At 64.6% G+C, this 16,077-nt stretch carries 18 protein-coding genes and 1 pseudogene; all 19 read left to right on the top strand.

Annotated elements, in window-relative coordinates; all coding sequences use genetic code 11:
- Positions 1-121 precede the first annotated feature (121 nt).
- Positions 122-787 (top strand): DUF1441 family protein, encoded by a 666-nt coding sequence (locus CQ13_RS37935; protein ID WP_057847878.1) that lies wholly within the window; start codon positions 122-124, stop codon positions 785-787.
- A complete protein-coding gene (locus CQ13_RS37930; protein ID WP_057847877.1) occupies positions 765-2,903 on the top strand; it encodes a terminase gpA endonuclease subunit in 2,139 nt (712 codons plus the stop codon). The genes CQ13_RS37935 and CQ13_RS37930 overlap by 23 nt, the downstream gene beginning before the upstream one ends.
- Before the next feature lie 7 nt (positions 2,904-2,910).
- Positions 2,911-3,144, top strand: a complete 234-nt coding sequence (gene gpW / locus CQ13_RS37925; RefSeq protein ID WP_057847876.1) for a gpW family head-tail joining protein — start codon at positions 2,911-2,913, stop codon at positions 3,142-3,144.
- 7 nt (positions 3,145-3,151) lie between these two features.
- Positions 3,152-4,825, top strand: a complete 1,674-nt coding sequence (locus tag CQ13_RS37920) for a phage portal protein (RefSeq protein WP_057847875.1) — start codon at positions 3,152-3,154, stop codon at positions 4,823-4,825.
- Complete coding sequence (locus CQ13_RS37915; RefSeq protein WP_057847874.1) at positions 4,822-6,123, top strand: S49 family peptidase; 1,302 nt, start codon at positions 4,822-4,824, stop codon at positions 6,121-6,123. The genes CQ13_RS37920 and CQ13_RS37915 overlap by 4 nt, the downstream gene beginning before the upstream one ends.
- A gap of 68 nt (positions 6,124-6,191) precedes the next feature.
- Positions 6,192-6,704, top strand: coding sequence for a head decoration protein (locus tag CQ13_RS37910; protein WP_245309601.1), 513 nt, complete (start codon positions 6,192-6,194; stop codon positions 6,702-6,704).
- Between the two features lie 83 nt (positions 6,705-6,787).
- Positions 6,788-7,813 carry a major capsid protein gene (locus CQ13_RS37905; protein WP_057847873.1) on the top strand — a complete coding sequence of 342 codons (1,026 nt, stop codon included), beginning with the start codon at positions 6,788-6,790 and terminating at the stop codon, positions 7,811-7,813.
- A gap of 85 nt (positions 7,814-7,898) precedes the next feature.
- Entirely contained in the window at positions 7,899-8,222 is a 324-nt protein-coding gene (locus CQ13_RS37900; RefSeq protein ID WP_057847872.1) for a hypothetical protein, read from the top strand.
- A gap of 3 nt (positions 8,223-8,225) precedes the next feature.
- On the top strand, positions 8,226-8,558 hold the full coding sequence (locus CQ13_RS37895) for a head-tail joining protein (RefSeq protein ID WP_057847871.1): 333 nt from the start codon (positions 8,226-8,228) through the stop codon (positions 8,556-8,558).
- A complete protein-coding gene (locus CQ13_RS37890) occupies positions 8,558-9,322 on the top strand; it encodes a hypothetical protein (protein ID WP_057847870.1) in 765 nt (254 codons plus the stop codon). Before CQ13_RS37895 ends, CQ13_RS37890 begins: the two co-directional genes overlap by 1 nt.
- Positions 9,322-9,750: a hypothetical protein gene (locus tag CQ13_RS44880; protein ID WP_057847869.1), complete on the top strand. Its 429-nt coding sequence runs from the start codon at positions 9,322-9,324 to the stop codon at positions 9,748-9,750. Before CQ13_RS37890 ends, CQ13_RS44880 begins: the two co-directional genes overlap by 1 nt.
- 61 nt (positions 9,751-9,811) lie before the next feature.
- Positions 9,812-10,207 (top strand): phage tail tube protein, encoded by a 396-nt coding sequence (locus tag CQ13_RS44875; protein WP_057847868.1) that lies wholly within the window; start codon positions 9,812-9,814, stop codon positions 10,205-10,207.
- A gap of 58 nt (positions 10,208-10,265) precedes the next feature.
- Positions 10,266-10,679 (top strand): hypothetical protein, encoded by a 414-nt coding sequence (locus CQ13_RS37875; protein ID WP_057847867.1) that lies wholly within the window; start codon positions 10,266-10,268, stop codon positions 10,677-10,679.
- On the top strand, positions 10,676-11,089 hold the full coding sequence (locus CQ13_RS44870) for a hypothetical protein (RefSeq protein WP_057847866.1): 414 nt from the start codon (positions 10,676-10,678) through the stop codon (positions 11,087-11,089). The genes CQ13_RS37875 and CQ13_RS44870 overlap by 4 nt, the downstream gene beginning before the upstream one ends.
- A gap of 17 nt (positions 11,090-11,106) precedes the next feature.
- Complete coding sequence (locus tag CQ13_RS44865; RefSeq protein WP_197427576.1) at positions 11,107-11,262, top strand: phage tail assembly chaperone; 156 nt, start codon at positions 11,107-11,109, stop codon at positions 11,260-11,262.
- 19 nt (positions 11,263-11,281) lie between these two features.
- On the top strand, positions 11,282-13,303 hold the full coding sequence (locus tag CQ13_RS37865; protein ID WP_057847865.1) for a coiled-coil domain-containing protein: 2,022 nt from the start codon (positions 11,282-11,284) through the stop codon (positions 13,301-13,303).
- Positions 13,300-14,112, top strand: coding sequence for a hypothetical protein (locus CQ13_RS37860; RefSeq protein WP_057847864.1), 813 nt, complete (start codon positions 13,300-13,302; stop codon positions 14,110-14,112). Before CQ13_RS37865 ends, CQ13_RS37860 begins: the two co-directional genes overlap by 4 nt.
- The gene (locus tag CQ13_RS37855) at positions 14,105-15,424 is read left to right on the top strand and encodes a hypothetical protein (protein WP_057847863.1); all 1,320 of its coding nucleotides are present in this window, start codon (positions 14,105-14,107) and stop codon (positions 15,422-15,424) included. Before CQ13_RS37860 ends, CQ13_RS37855 begins: the two co-directional genes overlap by 8 nt.
- Positions 15,425-15,433: 9 nt before the next feature.
- Positions 15,434-16,077 (top strand): annotated as a pseudogene (locus tag CQ13_RS37850) (hypothetical protein); the annotation flags it as partial.

Below are 16,077 nucleotides of genomic sequence, written 5' to 3'. Positions count from 1 at the left end.
GTAGGGGGAGGGGTGGGGGTGTTTGGGTCCTTCCCGGCCCTGTTCGCGTCGCGAGTAACCCCGCCAGCCCCCCAGTTTCGATGATTTTTCGCAGGGTTGACGGGGTTGACGGGAGTTGACGATGAGCGGTCAACCGGTTGACGCCGCGGCAGCGGCGAGCGACCCGGCGCTGTGGGTCTCGATCTCGGAGCTGGCGCGGATCAAAGGGAAGTCGAAGCAGGCGGTTTCGAAGCGGGTGAAGCGGCTTGTTGAAAGCCGGGCGCTCGAAACCAAGGCCGGCGAGGGCGGCGAGGTCATGGTCAACCGCGTGGCGTACGATCGCGCGGTCGGTGAGACGACCGATCCGGCGCAGGCGCTGCGCAATCCGGGACTGATGGTCGACGGCGCAGAGCCGCCGGCGGCATCGAGGTCAGCGGCGCCGACGGATGAGAGCCAGCCGAAATCGCGCGGCTATCTGCTGCACAAGGAAACGAGCGCAGCGTACCAGGCGGAGAATGATCGCCTCGACCTCGAGGATCGGCTGGGCCGGACTTGCGACCGCGCCGATGTCGAGGCCCGGACCTTCAATGTGTTTCGCCGGGTCCGTGATCGGTTGTTGTCGCTGCCGTCGATCTGCGCGCCCCGCGTGATCAACGCCGCCGATGAGCGCGCCGCACGGGCAATCATCGATGAGGAAGTTCGAAAGGTCCTCGACGCTGCCGCGAAGGAGCTGGATCGGCCGGACGATGACGACGCCGGCGAGGAGTTAGACGAGGAGCAGACCGTTGGATCTGCGCAGTTACAGTGATGAGCGCATCAAGGCCAACGGGCGCATCGTCGAAAGGACAGCCGGAAACGCGCTGCGTCCCGATCCTCGAAAACTGGTTTCGGAATGGGCCGCCGAAGAGCGCGTCGTCTCGCCGGAAGCCTCGGTGCTGGCCGGACCCTGGAGCAATGACGTCTCGCCGGAATTGGTCGAGATCATGGATCGCCTCTCGCCGGACGATCCCTGCGAGAACGTGATCGTTGCGAAGTGCGCGCAGTCGGGCGGATCGGAGGTCGCCTGCAACTGGATCGGCTACATCGCGCACAAGACGCCCGGGCCGGGCATGTATATCGGCCCGACGATCAGCGCGGCCAAAGACTGGCGCACCGAAAAACTCGATCCGACCATCGAGGTGACGGACGCGCTCAACCCCCGAAAGGGCGGTTGTGTGATGGGGCAGAAGTCTCGATCGGGCGAAGGGTCGACCGCACCCAGGCTGCGTTTCAAGGGCGGCTACATCCTGTTCGCCGGCGCGAATTCTGCCGCCTCGCTGCGCCAGCACTCCATACGCTTCATGATCCGGGACGATCGCTCGGCATGGACCAAGAATGCGGATGGTGAAGGCGATCCGAAAGGCCTGTCCGACAAGCGTCTGAAGACCTACCGGCGCTTCGGCCTTGCCAAGGTGCTCGACATCTCCACGCCGGTTGGCAAGGGTGAGGACATCGACCGCGAATACACGGCGAGCGATCAGCGCCGCTTCTACATGGCGTGCAAGAACGACGCCTGCGGCATGATCTCGGATGTCAAATGGGAGGACATCCAGAAGAACAAGGAAGCGCCGTATCGCTGCCGCTGGTTTTGCCCGTCGTGCAAAACCGAACATATCGATGCGGACAAGCCGGTGATGAAATCGCTGGCGCGGGGTGCGACCTGGATTCCGACAGTGCCCGATGCCGACGGCGTTGTTCCGCCATCGACGATGCACCGGAGCGAAGCGGAGCAGTGGCGGTCGTCGCACGAGGCGCGCGTCGATCACAGCTACGCCCAGACCGGCGAGATCACCTCGTTCGAAACCTGGGACGAACTCGCCCGGCAGGAAGCTGAAGCCGGCGACGATCCGGAGCTGCAGAAGCCGTTCGTCAACGCAGGCCTTGGCCGGCCATATGAGGCAAAGGGCGAGGGCCCGGCATGGGAAGTGCTTGCGGCGCGCAAAGAAGCCTGGCTCCGCGGGACGGCGATGTCCGGCGCGCTGTACTTCACGCTCTCGGTCGACGTGCAGGGCGATGGCATCTACTGGGAGCGCGTCGGCTGGGGACCGAACAAGGAAAACTGGCTGATAGGTTGCGGCTACCTTTCCGGCGCGACCGACGTCGCATTCGAAGGCGCATGGCCGAAGCTCGATGTCATCGTCGATCAGGGCTTTCGGCTCGAGAGCGGCGCAAGGCTCGGCGACGATCTGATCGGCGTCGACACCGGCTACAACATCGACGCGGTCAGCCTGTGGGTGAAGCGCCGTCACAACGCGACCGCTCTGAAGGGTGAGGATGGTTGGTCACGACCGGCGATCTTTGGTGCCAAGGCCGCGGAAGTAAAACACTCCGGGCCACAAGCCGGCCGCTCCAAGCGTTACGGAGTCAAGATATGGTTGGTTGGCACCTACGGCCTCAAGGCCGCGCTGATGATCTACCTGGCGCGCGTTCCAAAGGAAAACAAGGCCGGCTTTCCGACCGGCTACTGTCACTGGCCCGCCGACACGCCTGAAGCGTACTTCAAGCACATGTCGTCGGAGTACATCAAAAAGAACGAGGACGGCGACCGGGAGTGGGTGCGCAAGGGCGCGAACCACTGGCTGGACTGCCGGGTCTACAACATGGCGCTGACGCATCATGAGGGTTTGTGGGCTTGGGGCGAAGAGCGCTGGGCCAAGCGCGCGGCCGAACTCGCCGAGCTGTCGGCGCCGATCGCGCCAGACCTGTTCGATCCGCGGCCGTCGACGGCGGCAGCCGTGGTGCCCGTGCAGGAAGATCTGGACGATCTGCCGGAGCTGACTGAAGGCGTCCGGCCGGCCGACAAGGCGCAGCCGCTCGCGGTGCTGAAGAAACCGGCGATCACGCTGCGCCCGCGAGTGACGGTCGCGGACAACCCGTATCTGTGAGGCATGAATGGCTGACCTCGTCACCTTGCAGGGCTGGCTGCTCGAAGCAGAGACCGCAAAGCACAAGCTGCTGACCGGCTCGCTCGAGCAGACGGTCCGCTACAACGGGCAGAACGAAGTCACCTTCGCCAAGACCGACATCGACAAGCTGGACGCCTACATCTCTTCGCTGCGCAGCCAGATCGGCGACATCGAGGGCGATCCGCGCAAGGTCTCGCGTCCGATCCACTTCACGTTCTAGGAAACAGATGGCCGCTTTGCCCGACATCGACTGGACGCCCGGTCCCGCCGAGCCCGCGCCAATTGGCGCAGGCTCGGCCGTGACGGTGATACCGCGCGCGATGGCCTCGGCCGTGCCGGAGGTCGAGACCGCGTATGCGGCTGCGTCCTACCGCGCCAAGGATATGGCGTCGTGGATGCCGCCGCGGTTGTCGCCGGATTCCGCGCTGCTGTCCGAGCTCGACACCATCAACGCCCGTGGCGATGATCTCGCGCGCAACAACGGCGTTGCCGCCGGCGCCGAGCGCACCTATGTCGACAACGTCATCGGCCCGCGCGTCATGTGCAAGCCGAACCCGGACCGCATCGCGCTTGGAAAAGACGCGGTCTGGGTCGACGAATGGTCGCGGCAGGTCGAGGCCGAATGGAAGGGCTTTGCCGACGGCATCTATTTCGATGCCGCATGGACGCTGAATTTTCATGGTGCAACCCGCCTGCAGGCCCGCACGCTGGCTTCTGCCGGCGAACTTTTGGCGCTGCCGCTGTGGCTGCCGGAGCGAGGCTCGCGATGGAGTACCTGCCTGCAGCTGGTCGACCCGGCGCGGCTGTCCAACCCGAACGGCATGATGGATACCGCAACGCTGCGCGGCGGCAAGGAGATCGATGCGTACGGCGCGGCGGTCGCCTATCACATCCGCAAGAGTCATCCCGGCGACCTGTTCGGGTTTGGCGGCATGTTCGGCGGCGGGGTGTGGGAACGGATTCCGGCATGGACGCCGTTCGGCCGTGCGCGCGTGATCCACGCCTTCGAGCCGGAGCGCATCGGACAGAGCCGCGGCAAGCCGCCGGTCACGGCGGTGGCCCGCATGTTCAAGATGTACGATCACTTGACCGTCGAGAAGCTGCGTTCGACCGTGCTCAACGCGATGATCTTCGCGGCGATGGAAACGCCGATGGATCAGGAGGCGTTCGTCTCCGCCTTCGGCGGCGACAAGGCTGCCGACTACCAGTCCGCCTTGAACGAGTGGCGGGTGCAGATGCGCGGCGGCGCGATCATTCCGCTGCCGCCCGGCACCAAGCTCAACCCGTTCATCCCGGGCGGACCGGACAGCGAGCTCGATGCGTTTGCGACCTTGATGCTGCGTCACATCGGCACCGGGCTCAACATGCCCTATGAGCTGATCTTCAAGGATTTTTCCAAGACGAATTATTCCAGCGCGCGCGCAGCCTTGCTGGAAGCCTGGCGCTATTTCTACGCCTGCCGCCAGCTCGTTTCCGACGGCTGGTGCAGCGTCGTTTACGACCTCTGGTTCGAGGAGGCGGTCAACCGCGGGCGGATTCCGGACTGCACGCCGGCGGATTTTTATTCGCGTCGCACCGCGTGGACGCAGGCAAAATGGATCTACGCCGGCCGCGGCTGGGTCGATCCCTTAAAGGAAGCGCAGGCCGCCGGCACGCGCATGGACAACAACCTTACCAGCCTGCAGGACGAAGCTGCCGAGCAGGGCAAGGACGCGCGCGACGTGCAGGAGCAGCGGGCCCGCGAGTTCGCGCACGCCATGGCGTTGGAAGAACAGTACGGCCTGCCGCCGGGCACGCTGACGCGCAAGGGCAATGGGCAGGTGGTGACCGTGTATTCGTCCGAGGGTGAATCGTCGGGCTCGCAGTCGGCCGCCAAGGATCAGGGAGCGCAAGCCGCATGAACAATCCTCTGCTTGCCCGCTTTGCGGATGTGCCGGCGCTGATCGACCCGCGCTCCGGCAGCCGCTTCGAGGCTGATCTCTCGGCGATCCTGCGCCACCCACGGGCGCACGAGCTGATGGCGTCAGCCGAGCTGAACGCCGGCGACGGCTTCTGGTTCGCAGCCGACGACTGGCGCAGCATGTTCCGCCCTTACGTTGTGGTCGACGGGATCCTGCAGGTGCCGGTCAAGGGCGTGCTGCTCTATGATTTTCCGTGGTCGTTCGGCTCGTATGCTACCGGATACGCCTACATCGCCCGCGCGATCGAGCGCGGCCTTGCCGACGGCAACGTCCGCGGCATTGCGCTGATCGTCTATTCCTACGGCGGGCAGGGCGACGGCTGCTTCGACCTGGTTAACAAGATTTTTGCGGGCCGCTCGGTCAAGCCGATCAAGGCCTTTGCGCAGATGGCGTACTCCGCGGGCTATGCGGTCGCCTCCGCCGCCAGCGCGATCACCGCGTCCAGCAACGCCGGCATCGGCTCGATCGGCGTCGTGATGACGCATCTCGATGTCAGCCGCGCCATGGAAGACGCCGGCATGAAGATCACCTTCGTGCATTTCGGCAAGCACAAGGTCGACGGAAATTCCTGTCAGCCGCTGCCGGAAGAAGTGAAGTCGCGCTGGCAAGCCTGGTGCGACGAGCAGGGCGAGATGTTCTGCGGCCTGGTCGCTCGCAATCGCGGTATCGACGTCGAGGCGGTGCGGGCGACGGAAGCCGAATGCTACTCCGGCAGCGAGGCGTTGAAGCTGAAGCTGATCGACGAAATCGCACCGCTCGACGATGCCGTAACCGCGTTTTCCCACGAACTGTCCGATCCGGACGATGATGAAGAAGGAGATACCGAAATGTCGACGACCGCTTCAGTACCCCCGGCCGGGCAGGCCGCAGCCGCGGCTTCCGCCGCGGTCGATGCTGCGCGTACCGAAGGCCATGCGACAGGCAAGGCCGAAGGCGTCAAGGAGGGTGCGACCGCCGAGCGCACGCGGATCGGCGCCATCCTTTCCAGCGAGGAAGCCAAGGGCCGCAGCGAGCTGGCGCAGCACTTTGCCTTCACCACCGACATGACGGCGGATGCCGCCAAGGCGGCTCTCGCCAAGGCACCGAAGCAGGAAGCTGCTGCGCCCGATGCTCTGTCGGCAGCGATGTCGCAGGTCAAGAACCCAACCGTCGGCGCCGATGCTGACGGCGCTGCTAAGGACGATGCCGCCCTCGCGAGCGCGGCCGTGAAGAGCTACCTCGGCATTCGCGCCGCCTGAAGGCCTGCGCGGCTCGCCTAAAGCCTCTTTTCTCTGCCCTCAAAATTTGTCTCGAAAGGAGACCTTCCATGAAGTGCTATCTCGGCGCGGCGCTTGCTGCTGTCCTCATCACCGGCCTTGCCGTCGCTCTGGCGGCAATGCCGGTCCCCCTCGAAGTTGCGCAGGCTGCGCCGATCGTGCACGGCCCGGCGTTCATCGCGATGTCGGTCCTGGCGGCCGGCTTCACCTCCCAGGGCTCCTTCACCCCCGACGGCATCTTCGCCGGCAGCGACGACCCGCAGACCCGCAAGATCACGCTGCTATTGGGCGAGAACCGCAAGCGCGGCACTGTGCTGGGCAGGATCACCGCCACCGGCAAGTACAGGATGTCGACTTCCGCCGCGGTCGACGGCTCGGCCGTGCCGGTCACCATCCTTGGCGAGGATTGTGACGCGACCAGCGCCGACAAGGTGACCATCGCGCACTTCGGCGGCGTGTACGACGAGAATGCGCTGGTCTACGGGGCCGGCCACACCGCGGCCGGCGTGCGCGAGCAGCTGCGCGATTTCGGCATCAAGCTTCAGTCCAGTACCGTTCGCTAGGAGCGCGGACGTCTCACCCTCATCCCCTGAAACCAGCCGCGGCGTGGGCATAGTCCCGATCCGCCAAGCCAAGGAATTTTATCATGGACGTGTTCACGCCCGCGGTGCTCAACCGCATCGTCGACGACCTCAAGGACAAGGTCAGCATGTTTCTGCTGTCAATGTTCTTCCCGGAAATCTCGACCTCAACGACGGAAGAGATTTATTTCGACGTGATGACCGGCAAGCCTCGGCTGTCGCCGTTCGTGTCGCCTCTGGTCGAAGGCCAGATTGTGGAGTCTCTGGGCTACGAGACCAAAAGTTTCAAGCCCGCCTATGTCAAGGACAAGCGGCCATTCGAGGACGGCAAGGCAATTCGTCGCCGGCCCGGCCAACCGATTGCTGCCCCGCTTGATCCGATGCAGAACCGGCTGCTGTCCGTCATTCAGGAATCCGAAGATCAGATCGCCATGATCAAACGTCGGATGGAATGGATGGCGGCCAAGGCCGCGCTGGACGGCAAATACATCGTTGAAGGGGAGAAATATCCGCAGGTGCTGGTCGACTTCGGGCGCCACGCCAACCTGACGGTCGTGCTGGCCGGCACCGCACGCTGGAATGACAGCGCGCCTGATCCTATCGGCGATCTCGAGGACTGGGGTGAGGAGATCGCGACCCGCTCCGGCGCGACCGCAACCGATGTCGTGATGGCGACCGACGTCTGGAAAGCGTTCCGCGCCAACGAGGAGGTGCAGAACCTTCTCGACAAGAAGAACCTGTCGCCGAAAACCCGGTTCGATGCCGGTCCGAGCAGCGGCATGATCGGCCCTCAGTTCAAGGGCTATGTCGGCGACTTCGCGATCTGGACCTACAATGCCGAGTATGTCGACGACGCCGGCGTGACTCAGAAGTTCCTGCCGAACGGCAAGCTGATCATGGGCTCGCCCCAGATGGAGGGCGTGCAGCACCACGGTTCGATCAGGGACGAAAAGGCGGGCTTCCAGGCGCGCGACTTCTTCCAGAAGTCCTGGACGCAGGAGGATCCGGCGGTGCGCTACCTGATGCTGCAGTCGGCGCCGCTCGTGGTGCCGTACCGGCCCAACGCCTCGCTTGGCGCGACGGTGCTCTGATCGCTGCTGATGCCCGGGTGTGGCCCGGGCATCAGTTCCCAGCCTGCGCCAATTGGCGCACCCACATTCAAAAGGAGACTGCCCCGTGGTCAGTTTGATTGCCATTCACGCCATCCGCCGCCGCGAGCCCGTCAAGAAGGCCGGCGGCAAGAAGTTTAACAGCGTCACCATCAACGCCGGCGAGACCTTCTCAGAGGATGATGAGAAGGAAGCCCTCCGCCTGATCGGCCTCGGCGCTGCCAGGCAGGCGCCCGCGCCGCTGCCGCCGATCGGCGGCAAGGCGCCCCAGGCCGATCCGCTGGAGAAGCTGACCGATGCCGAGCTCGCCACCATGGCCGCTGATCGCAACGTGCAGCTGAAGGAAGGCGCGACCCGCGCCGAGATGATCGCGGCGCTGAAGGCTGCCTGAGACGTGGCCAATCCGCTGTTTGCCCGGCTCCCCGGGATATTCGTGCAGACCTTCGGGGAGCCGGTCATCTACACGCCGGTTGCGACCGGCGTTCCCGTCGGTGAGGACGGCAAGATCCGGGCGATATGGACGGATGGCTCTGATGTCGTGGCCGTCGGCAGCGAGGCGCAGGCCACTATCGGCACATCGACGCTGAGCGTGAAGGCCGCCGACGTCACGCCGGTCGAAGGCGATGTTGCCACGCGCGAAGACGACGGCAAGACTATGAAGGTGACCGAGCCGATCCTGCCCGACGGCAAGGGCATGATCCGCTGTAACCTCGCGGATATTGCCTGATGGCCATCCACTTCCGCGTCGAAACCGGCGATGTCATGCGCGCGATCCGACGGCTCGCGCGCGAGGATGCGCCGATCGTTACGGCGTATGCGCTGACCAAGACGGCGCAGGATATCAAAGAGGCGGAAGTCGCTGTCATGAAGACGGTGTTCGATCGGCCGTCGCGGTTTACGCTGAATGCGCTCTACATGAAGCCGGCGACCAAGCGCGATCTGGTCGCTATGGTCTACTTCAAGGAAGGCTTCGGCTCGATCCCGGCCTGGCGCTATCTGGGGCCGCAGGTCGACGGGGGCAAGCGTCAGCACAAGGCGCACGAGAAGCGCTTGATCCGGGCCGGGCATATGAAGCCGGACGAATTCGCCGTGCCGGGCGCCGGCGCAAAGCTCGACAAGTACGGCAATCTTTCAGGCGCGACCATTGAGCGGATCCTCAGCCATGTGCAGGCCGCCGAGCAATTCGCCGGCTACCAGGCCAACGCCACGAACAGCCGCCGCTCGCGGGCCAAGCGCAAGAAGAGCGGCACCTATTTCGTGCTGCGGCCGGACGGCACGGGGCGGGGCCGCGGCAGCGTCGCGCCGGGCATCTATCTGCGCCAGAACCTGACCCAGATCGTGCCGGTGGTCATGTTTGTCAAGGCGCCGCACTACAAGAAGCGCTTCCCGTTCTATGAGACCGCGCGGGCCGTGTTCAATAAGCGGCTGGTGCTGCGCGCGCAGGAAGGCTTTGCGCGCTTCGTGACGTCCAGGATGAAGAAGGCCGCCTGATGACCCATGCACGCACCGAGATCCGCAACGCGGTGGTCGCGCGCCTCACCGGCCTGCCGACGACCGCAAGCCGGGTCTATCACGGTCGCACCCGACCGCTGGAGGCGAACCACCAGCCGACGCTGTTGATCTATACGGTCAATGAGCAGTCCGGCCGGCCGATCGAAGGCAATCCGGCGTCGCTGGGCCGCACGCTTCTCCTGGTGGTGGAGGGTAGGGTCAGTCATGCCTCGGTGCCGGACGATCTGCTCGACGTCATCGCCAGCGAAGTCGAGGCGAAACTGCGCAACGCCGAGGACGCCCTCGACGTCTTCGACATCATGCTGCAGTCGACAACGATCGAGGTGCGCGCCGACGGCAACCGCCATCTCGGCGAGATCAATCTCGTCTACGTCATCCGGTACAGCGAACCGGCTGAGACCGAATAGTCCGTCCCGCGCGGGGACGTCAGCGTCATCTTCAACCCCACACTTAAAGGAGACGGTCCCCATGCCCGCAGGCGACGGAACGCTTGGCCGCAAGATCATTTTCACCTGGAACGGTTCTACCATCGCCGGCGTGCGCGAAAAAGGCATCGCCTGCGCCGGCGAGCCCATCAACGTGAGCGACGACGATTCCGACGGCATCCGCGAACTACTTTCGGAGGCTGGCGAGAGCACGATCGATATCAGCCTGTCCGGCGTCCTGAAGGACGAAACCTTGGCGGCCGATTGGTTCGCCCGCAACCGCGTCCGCGCCGTCACCATCACCTATCCGAACGGGCGCGTGATCTCCGGCGATTTCTTCCTCGCCTCCTACAACGAAACCGGCACCTACAACGACGCGACGACCATGGAGGCGGCGCTGCAGAACACGGGCGAAGTCACCTTTACGCCTGGCGTCTGATAGTCGGGGCGTCGTTCTCGCCTCCTGAAACTTCAAACACTCCGGAAAGGAGATTGGCATGGTTGATCTTGTAATTACGGCTGCCAGCGTCGTTAGAGGCGACGGGGCGAAAGTCTTGCGTGGCGATCACGGCGAGACGAACACCGCCGGCCAGGTCGTCTACCGCGATGCTACCAGCAAAAACTTTCTCAAGGCCGACAACGATTCCGCGACCGCGGCAGTGCGCGACGCGATCGGCATTGCGCTCAACGGTGGCAGCAACGGCCAGCCGGCCGCAATTCAGTATGAGGGCGAGATCAATCTCGGCGCGATACTGACGGTCGGCGAGACCTACTGTCTGTCATCGAACGCTGGTGGCATCTGTCCAATCGGCGATCTTGCGAGCGGCGACTATCCCGTCATCCTGGGCGTCGCCAGAACGGCGGCGATTCTGGTGATGGGCATCGTCAAGGGCGGGGCGGCCAAGCCGTGACCGCTTCGCCATTCGACGACATCCATCTCGCCTGGCAGGGCAAGACGTTCACCATTCCGGCCGATCGCGTCATGGGCGCGATCAAGCGGATCGAGGATCACCTCACGCTGGCTGAGCTGCAGCGCGATGCCGGCCGCGGCACGCTGCGGCTTGGCAAAATGGCGGCGGCGTATGCCGACGTGCTGCGATACGCCGGCGCGGGCGCGGTCACTGAGTCGGACGTATATGCCGGCATGTTCGGCGAGGATGCAGAGAAGAACGTCGTCGGCGCCGTGTCCATGCTGCTCGGCATGATGATCCCGCACAACGTCAAGCTTGCAGTCGCGAAGGCGCAAGGCGGTGGCCCGGGGGAAGGCAACCGGCGGGTGCGCAGGGCCGCGCGCCGCTCGTCGAAGCGGCGTTCCGTCTAGCGGTCGGCGCGTGGGGGGTGTCCCCGCGCGATTTCTGGGCCATGCACCCGGTTGAGTTCTGGTGGATGGTCGAAGCCAGGACGCCGGTCAAGCGCTACGGCTCGATGACGGAAGCTGAGGTCGCGGAAATCTACCGTGACGCCTATGGCGACCCGCCCGGCGCGGACGCTTGAACTCTCTCGCAGGTAACCGATGATCCAATCCGCCGTCATGGGCGCGCTGTCGGTCGTGATCGGCGGCGACGTTTCCGGTCTCGACAAGGCTGCGGCGAAAGCCGAGGGCATCGTCGGCAAGCTGGGGAAGTCGATCGGCGTCACCGCCGTCACGCATCTGGCGTCCTATGCGGCTGCGGCGACGGCGGCCGGCGCGGCGTTGGCGGTGCACCTGACCGCGAAGTCGATGGAAACCATCGACGCGCAGTCGAAGCTGGCGCATCGGCTCAACGGTACGGTCGCCGAGCTGCAGGCCTTGGTTCATGCCGGAGATCTGGCAGGCGTGTCGCAGGAGACGCTGGCCCAGAACATCGGCAAGATGAACCAGCGCCTGGCGGAAGCCGCGCGCACCGGGCAGGGGCCGGCCTACGAGGCGCTCCGGCGGCTTGGCTTGGGGGCCTCGGAGTTTCTAACGCTGCCCGTGGATGAGCGTCTGGCAACCCTGGCGGACCGTTTCAAGGCCCTCGGCTACACGACCGCGCAGCAGGCGGATGTCCTGAAACAGTTCGGCATCCGCGGGCAGGAAATCATCAACCTGTTCGAGGGTGGCGGCGATACCATCCGTTCGGCGGCAAAGGATGTGCAGGCGTTCGGCGTCGCTGTCTCCGATGTCGACGCTGCGGAGATCGAGGCGGCGAATGACGCCTGGACCACGGCGCGGTTGCTGCTAACTGGCATCGGCAACCAGATCGCGGTCCATATATCGCCGCTGGTGCAGTATCTCGGCGACCAGCTTGCGGAAGCCGGCCGGCAGGGGGGCGGGTTCGGCGAGGCGATCGGCGCCGGCGTCAAGCTGGCGATCGGTGCGTTCGCTCGGTTCCAGAATGAGATCTATCTCGCCCGCGTCGGGTTAGACGATCTCGCCGCGGACTCGATCAAGGTCTTTGACAAGGTGGCCGGCGCAATCCCCAAGGGGATCGAATCTGCAACGTTCGGCGCGGTCACGGCCGCGCAACTCGGCTATCGCGACATTGAGCACGGGTTCGGCAAGATGCGCGAGACGTTGGCCGCGCCGCCGACGGATGCCGACTGGGAAAAATGGTGGGAGGGCCTGAAGGCCAAGGCCAAGGACGCGGCGCAGAAGGTCGTCGATGAGCGCAAGCGCGTCAACGCCGGCGGCGCCGATACCGGTGATGGCATGGATGACGGCCAGCGCAAGTCGTTGGAGAGCCGGCTGGAGCGGCTGAAGAAATCCATCGCAAGTGAAGACGAGCAGTTGCGGCTGCAGCGGGATGAAGAGCTCAAGAACCTCGCCGAGTTCGAGCAGAAGAAACTGCTGACCGCGCAGGAAGCCGACGCGCTGCGCCTGCAGATTCAGGACAAGTTCGCCCAGGATAGCCAGGCACTGCTTCAGCAGAGATTCGAGGAGGGCGTCATCGCCGAGGATGAGCTGCTGGCCCGCAAGTACGCCAAGCAACTCGCCGATCTCGATACGTTTGAAAGGAACCGCACCATCACCGTCGAGCGCGCCGCCGAGCTGCGGCGCAAAATCGAGGAAAAGGCAAGATTATCCGCGCTGCAGCTGCAGGCCTCGCAATATTCCGGCCTCGCCAACATCGTCGATACATCGATGGGCCAGATGACCGACCTGATCGGCCAGGAAGGTGATAAGCAGTTCGGGATCTTCAAGGCGATCTCGGCCGCGACTGCCCTGGTCAAGGGCTATGAGGCAGTGGTGTCCGCCTACGCTGCGGGTTCGAAGCTCGGCGGGCCGGCGCTCGGCGCGGTATTCGCCGGCATCGCGGCGGCCGGCGTGGCGGCGCATATCGCGAAGCTGATGAGCGTTAGTGTCAACAGCGGCGGTGGCGGCAGTGTCGCCGCCTCCGGTGGCGGGGGTGAAGCCACGGCTGCCGCTGCCGCGGCGCCGGCGCAACAGGCCCAGGCGCCGCAGACCATGTTCCTTTCCGTCAACGGCTCTTTCTTCGGCCGCGAACAGGTCCGCGAGCTCGCCGGCAAGCTGATCGATTTCCAGAACGACGGCGGCAAGGTCGTGCTGGCATGATCGTCATTTCTCCAGCGTTGGTGCTGTCGCCGGCGGCGGCGTCCTATTCTCTCAACAATCCGCTGTTCGGCTACCGCAACTTCGTCACCGCAGACGGCATCGTCGCCGACACCGAGGAAGACGATTACCCGGCCTCCAACCTGGCCAACCCGCTGACCTATCCCGCTGCCGGATGGCGCGCTGCCGACACATCGGCGCAGTATGTGACCTTCACCATCAGCGAGATCGACCAGGTCGATTACATCGGCATCGCCGGTCACAATTTCGGCTCGGCCGCGATCGCGCTGGTGCTCGAGTCCTTTATCGCCGGGGTCTGGACCGAGATCATGCCGGAAAGGATGCCGGCCGATGACAGCCCGCTGTTGTACCGTTTCGAGGCGCAATCGGTGTCGCAGATCCGGATCGGGCTCGCTTCGGGAATGGCGCCGGCGCGCGCCGCCGTGGTCTACATCGGCCCGTCGCTGGTGCATCAGCGCAGGATCTACGTCCCACATTCTCCGCTGAAGCTGTCACGCACTACGGACGTCGTGAGTGGCATGAGCGAGGCGTCGGATTTTCTTGGCCGCATCGTGCTGGGCGAATATGTCGGCACCGGTATCGACCTGAAGAATCTGACGCCTGACTGGTACCGGGCCAACTTCGATCCGTTCGTGGTCGCCGCCAAGACCGCGCCGTTCTTCTTCGCCTGGCGGCCGCTTCATTACCCTAACGAGGTCGGCTTCTGCTGGCTGACCAATAATCCGAAGCCGGTCAACCAGCGCAACAACGGCATGATGAGCGTGCAATTGCAGGTCAACGGCATTGTCTGAGAAATTAGCACTCACCTATGTCGAGATCGACATTCCGTTCTGCGCCTTGAGCTATGGGGTTGCGCCGTGCACGGCGTCGATCCCGGCGACCGGGGCCGACAAGTGCTACAATTCGAAGGTGACGTGTCAGGACCGCGCCAATTTCAGCGAAACATTTGTGACGCTGCGGTTTGCGAAGGCGGCGGCCTACCTGCCAACGGACATCGACGCCATCCCGTCGATCGTTGCGGTCGAGTTCTCGCCCGGAACCATCAAGCCGGGCGAGAGCCTCGGCGAGCGCTCGACCTTGACGGTGACGTTCAAGGACGGGCTGCATCCCGACACCGGCCCGGGCTACGACAAGTATCGCGCCGAGCGGGACTATGATCCGGTCGCGCAGGGCACCTATTGGGGGAAATTCCGCGCGCGGCAGCCCTATCTGCGCGGGCTGAAGATGCGACTCATCCAGGGCTATCTCGGCCAGTCGCTGGCGGATATGGAGACCCGGCACTTCTTCGCCGAGAGTTACACCGGCCCGACGATGGCCGGCACCTTCATGATCGAAGCCAAGGATATCTTCAAGCAGCTCGACGGTGACCGTGCGATGGCGCCGGAAATGAGCAACGGCTTTCTGCTCGCCGACATCGACAACAACGATATGGCCTTCACGCTGTCGCCGGCCGGCATCGGCAACGCTGAATACGAAACCTCGGGCTATCTGGCGATCGGCGGCAAGGAGATCGTATCGTTCACCCGGTCCGGTGACGCTGTGACCATCACTGGCCGCGCCCGATTCAACACCGAGGCGCAGGCCCACAAGGCACAGGATCGCGTCCAGACCGTGTTGTACATTTTCGGCGAGGACGTCAGCAACATCCTCAAGATGCTGTGGGAGGATTATGCCGGCGTCTCCGAGGATTACATCCCGATCGACGAATGGCTGACGGAAACCGAGGGTTTTCTGGGCACGGTCTACACGGCGGTGATCGCCGAGCCGACCCCCGTCCGCAAGCTGAGTGACGAGTTGATCGAGCAGGCCGCGCTCTGTGTCTGGTGGGACGATCTGACGGCGCTGGTCAGGCTCACGGTACTGCGCGCGATCTCGACGGATGCGGCATTGTTCGACGAGCACAATAGAAGGAAGGACACGGCGCTGTCCGTGCGCGAGCAGCCAGAGAAGCGGCTCTCTCAGGTCTGGACTTACTATGCCCAGATCAATCCCCTCAAGGCACTCGACGATCTCGACAACTACCGTTCCACCGCGGTGACGATCGACGGCGAGGCGGAGACCAATCACGGCTCGTCGGCAATCAAGGTGGTATTGTCGCGCTAGATACCGGAGTTGGCGCGCGCGATCGCGCAGAAACTCAACAACAAGCTGCTGGCCCGCTTCCGCACGGCACCGCGCGCCTTCAGCCTCGCGACGATGCGCTACAGCGACAGCGACGTCGAGCTAGGCCGCGGCTACAATCTCGGCTCGCATTTGTTTCAGGACGCCGCGGGCGCGCGCGTCAACGTTCCGGTGCAGGTGACGCGCCTGGTGCCGGCGCCTGACCGCTTCATGGTCGAAGCCGAGGAGATGCGCTTCGATCCGCTGGCCGAGGACGTGCCCAGCCATCTCTGTATCGTCGACGCCGATACCTACAATCTCAACCTGCGCACGCTGCACGATTCGCAGTATCCGGAAGCCGAAAGCGGCGACACCGTCACGCTCGTGATCAACGCGGGTGTGACCGTCGGCTCCATCATCGCCGCGGTGCCGGCGCTGATGATCGGTGACTGGGCGGCGGGCGTCACGATCAAGGTCATCGTTCGCGGCCGTATTCAGGGCGCGGGCGGCCCGGCCGGAGCGGGCGGCAACGCCGGGGCCGCCGGTAATCCCGGCGGCCCTGGCGGTGCTGCGCTCTATACGCGCTATGCGATTAATCTGGAGTACCTCGCAGGCAGCACCATCTGGGGTGGCGGCGGCGGCGGCGCGGGCGGCGG

The sequence above is a fragment of the Bradyrhizobium retamae genome (genome assembly GCF_001440415.1).
Taxonomy (GTDB): domain Bacteria; phylum Pseudomonadota; class Alphaproteobacteria; order Rhizobiales; family Xanthobacteraceae; genus Bradyrhizobium; species Bradyrhizobium retamae.
Note: the sequence above shows the minus strand (reverse complement) of the source record. Positions and strands in the feature narration are given on the sequence as shown.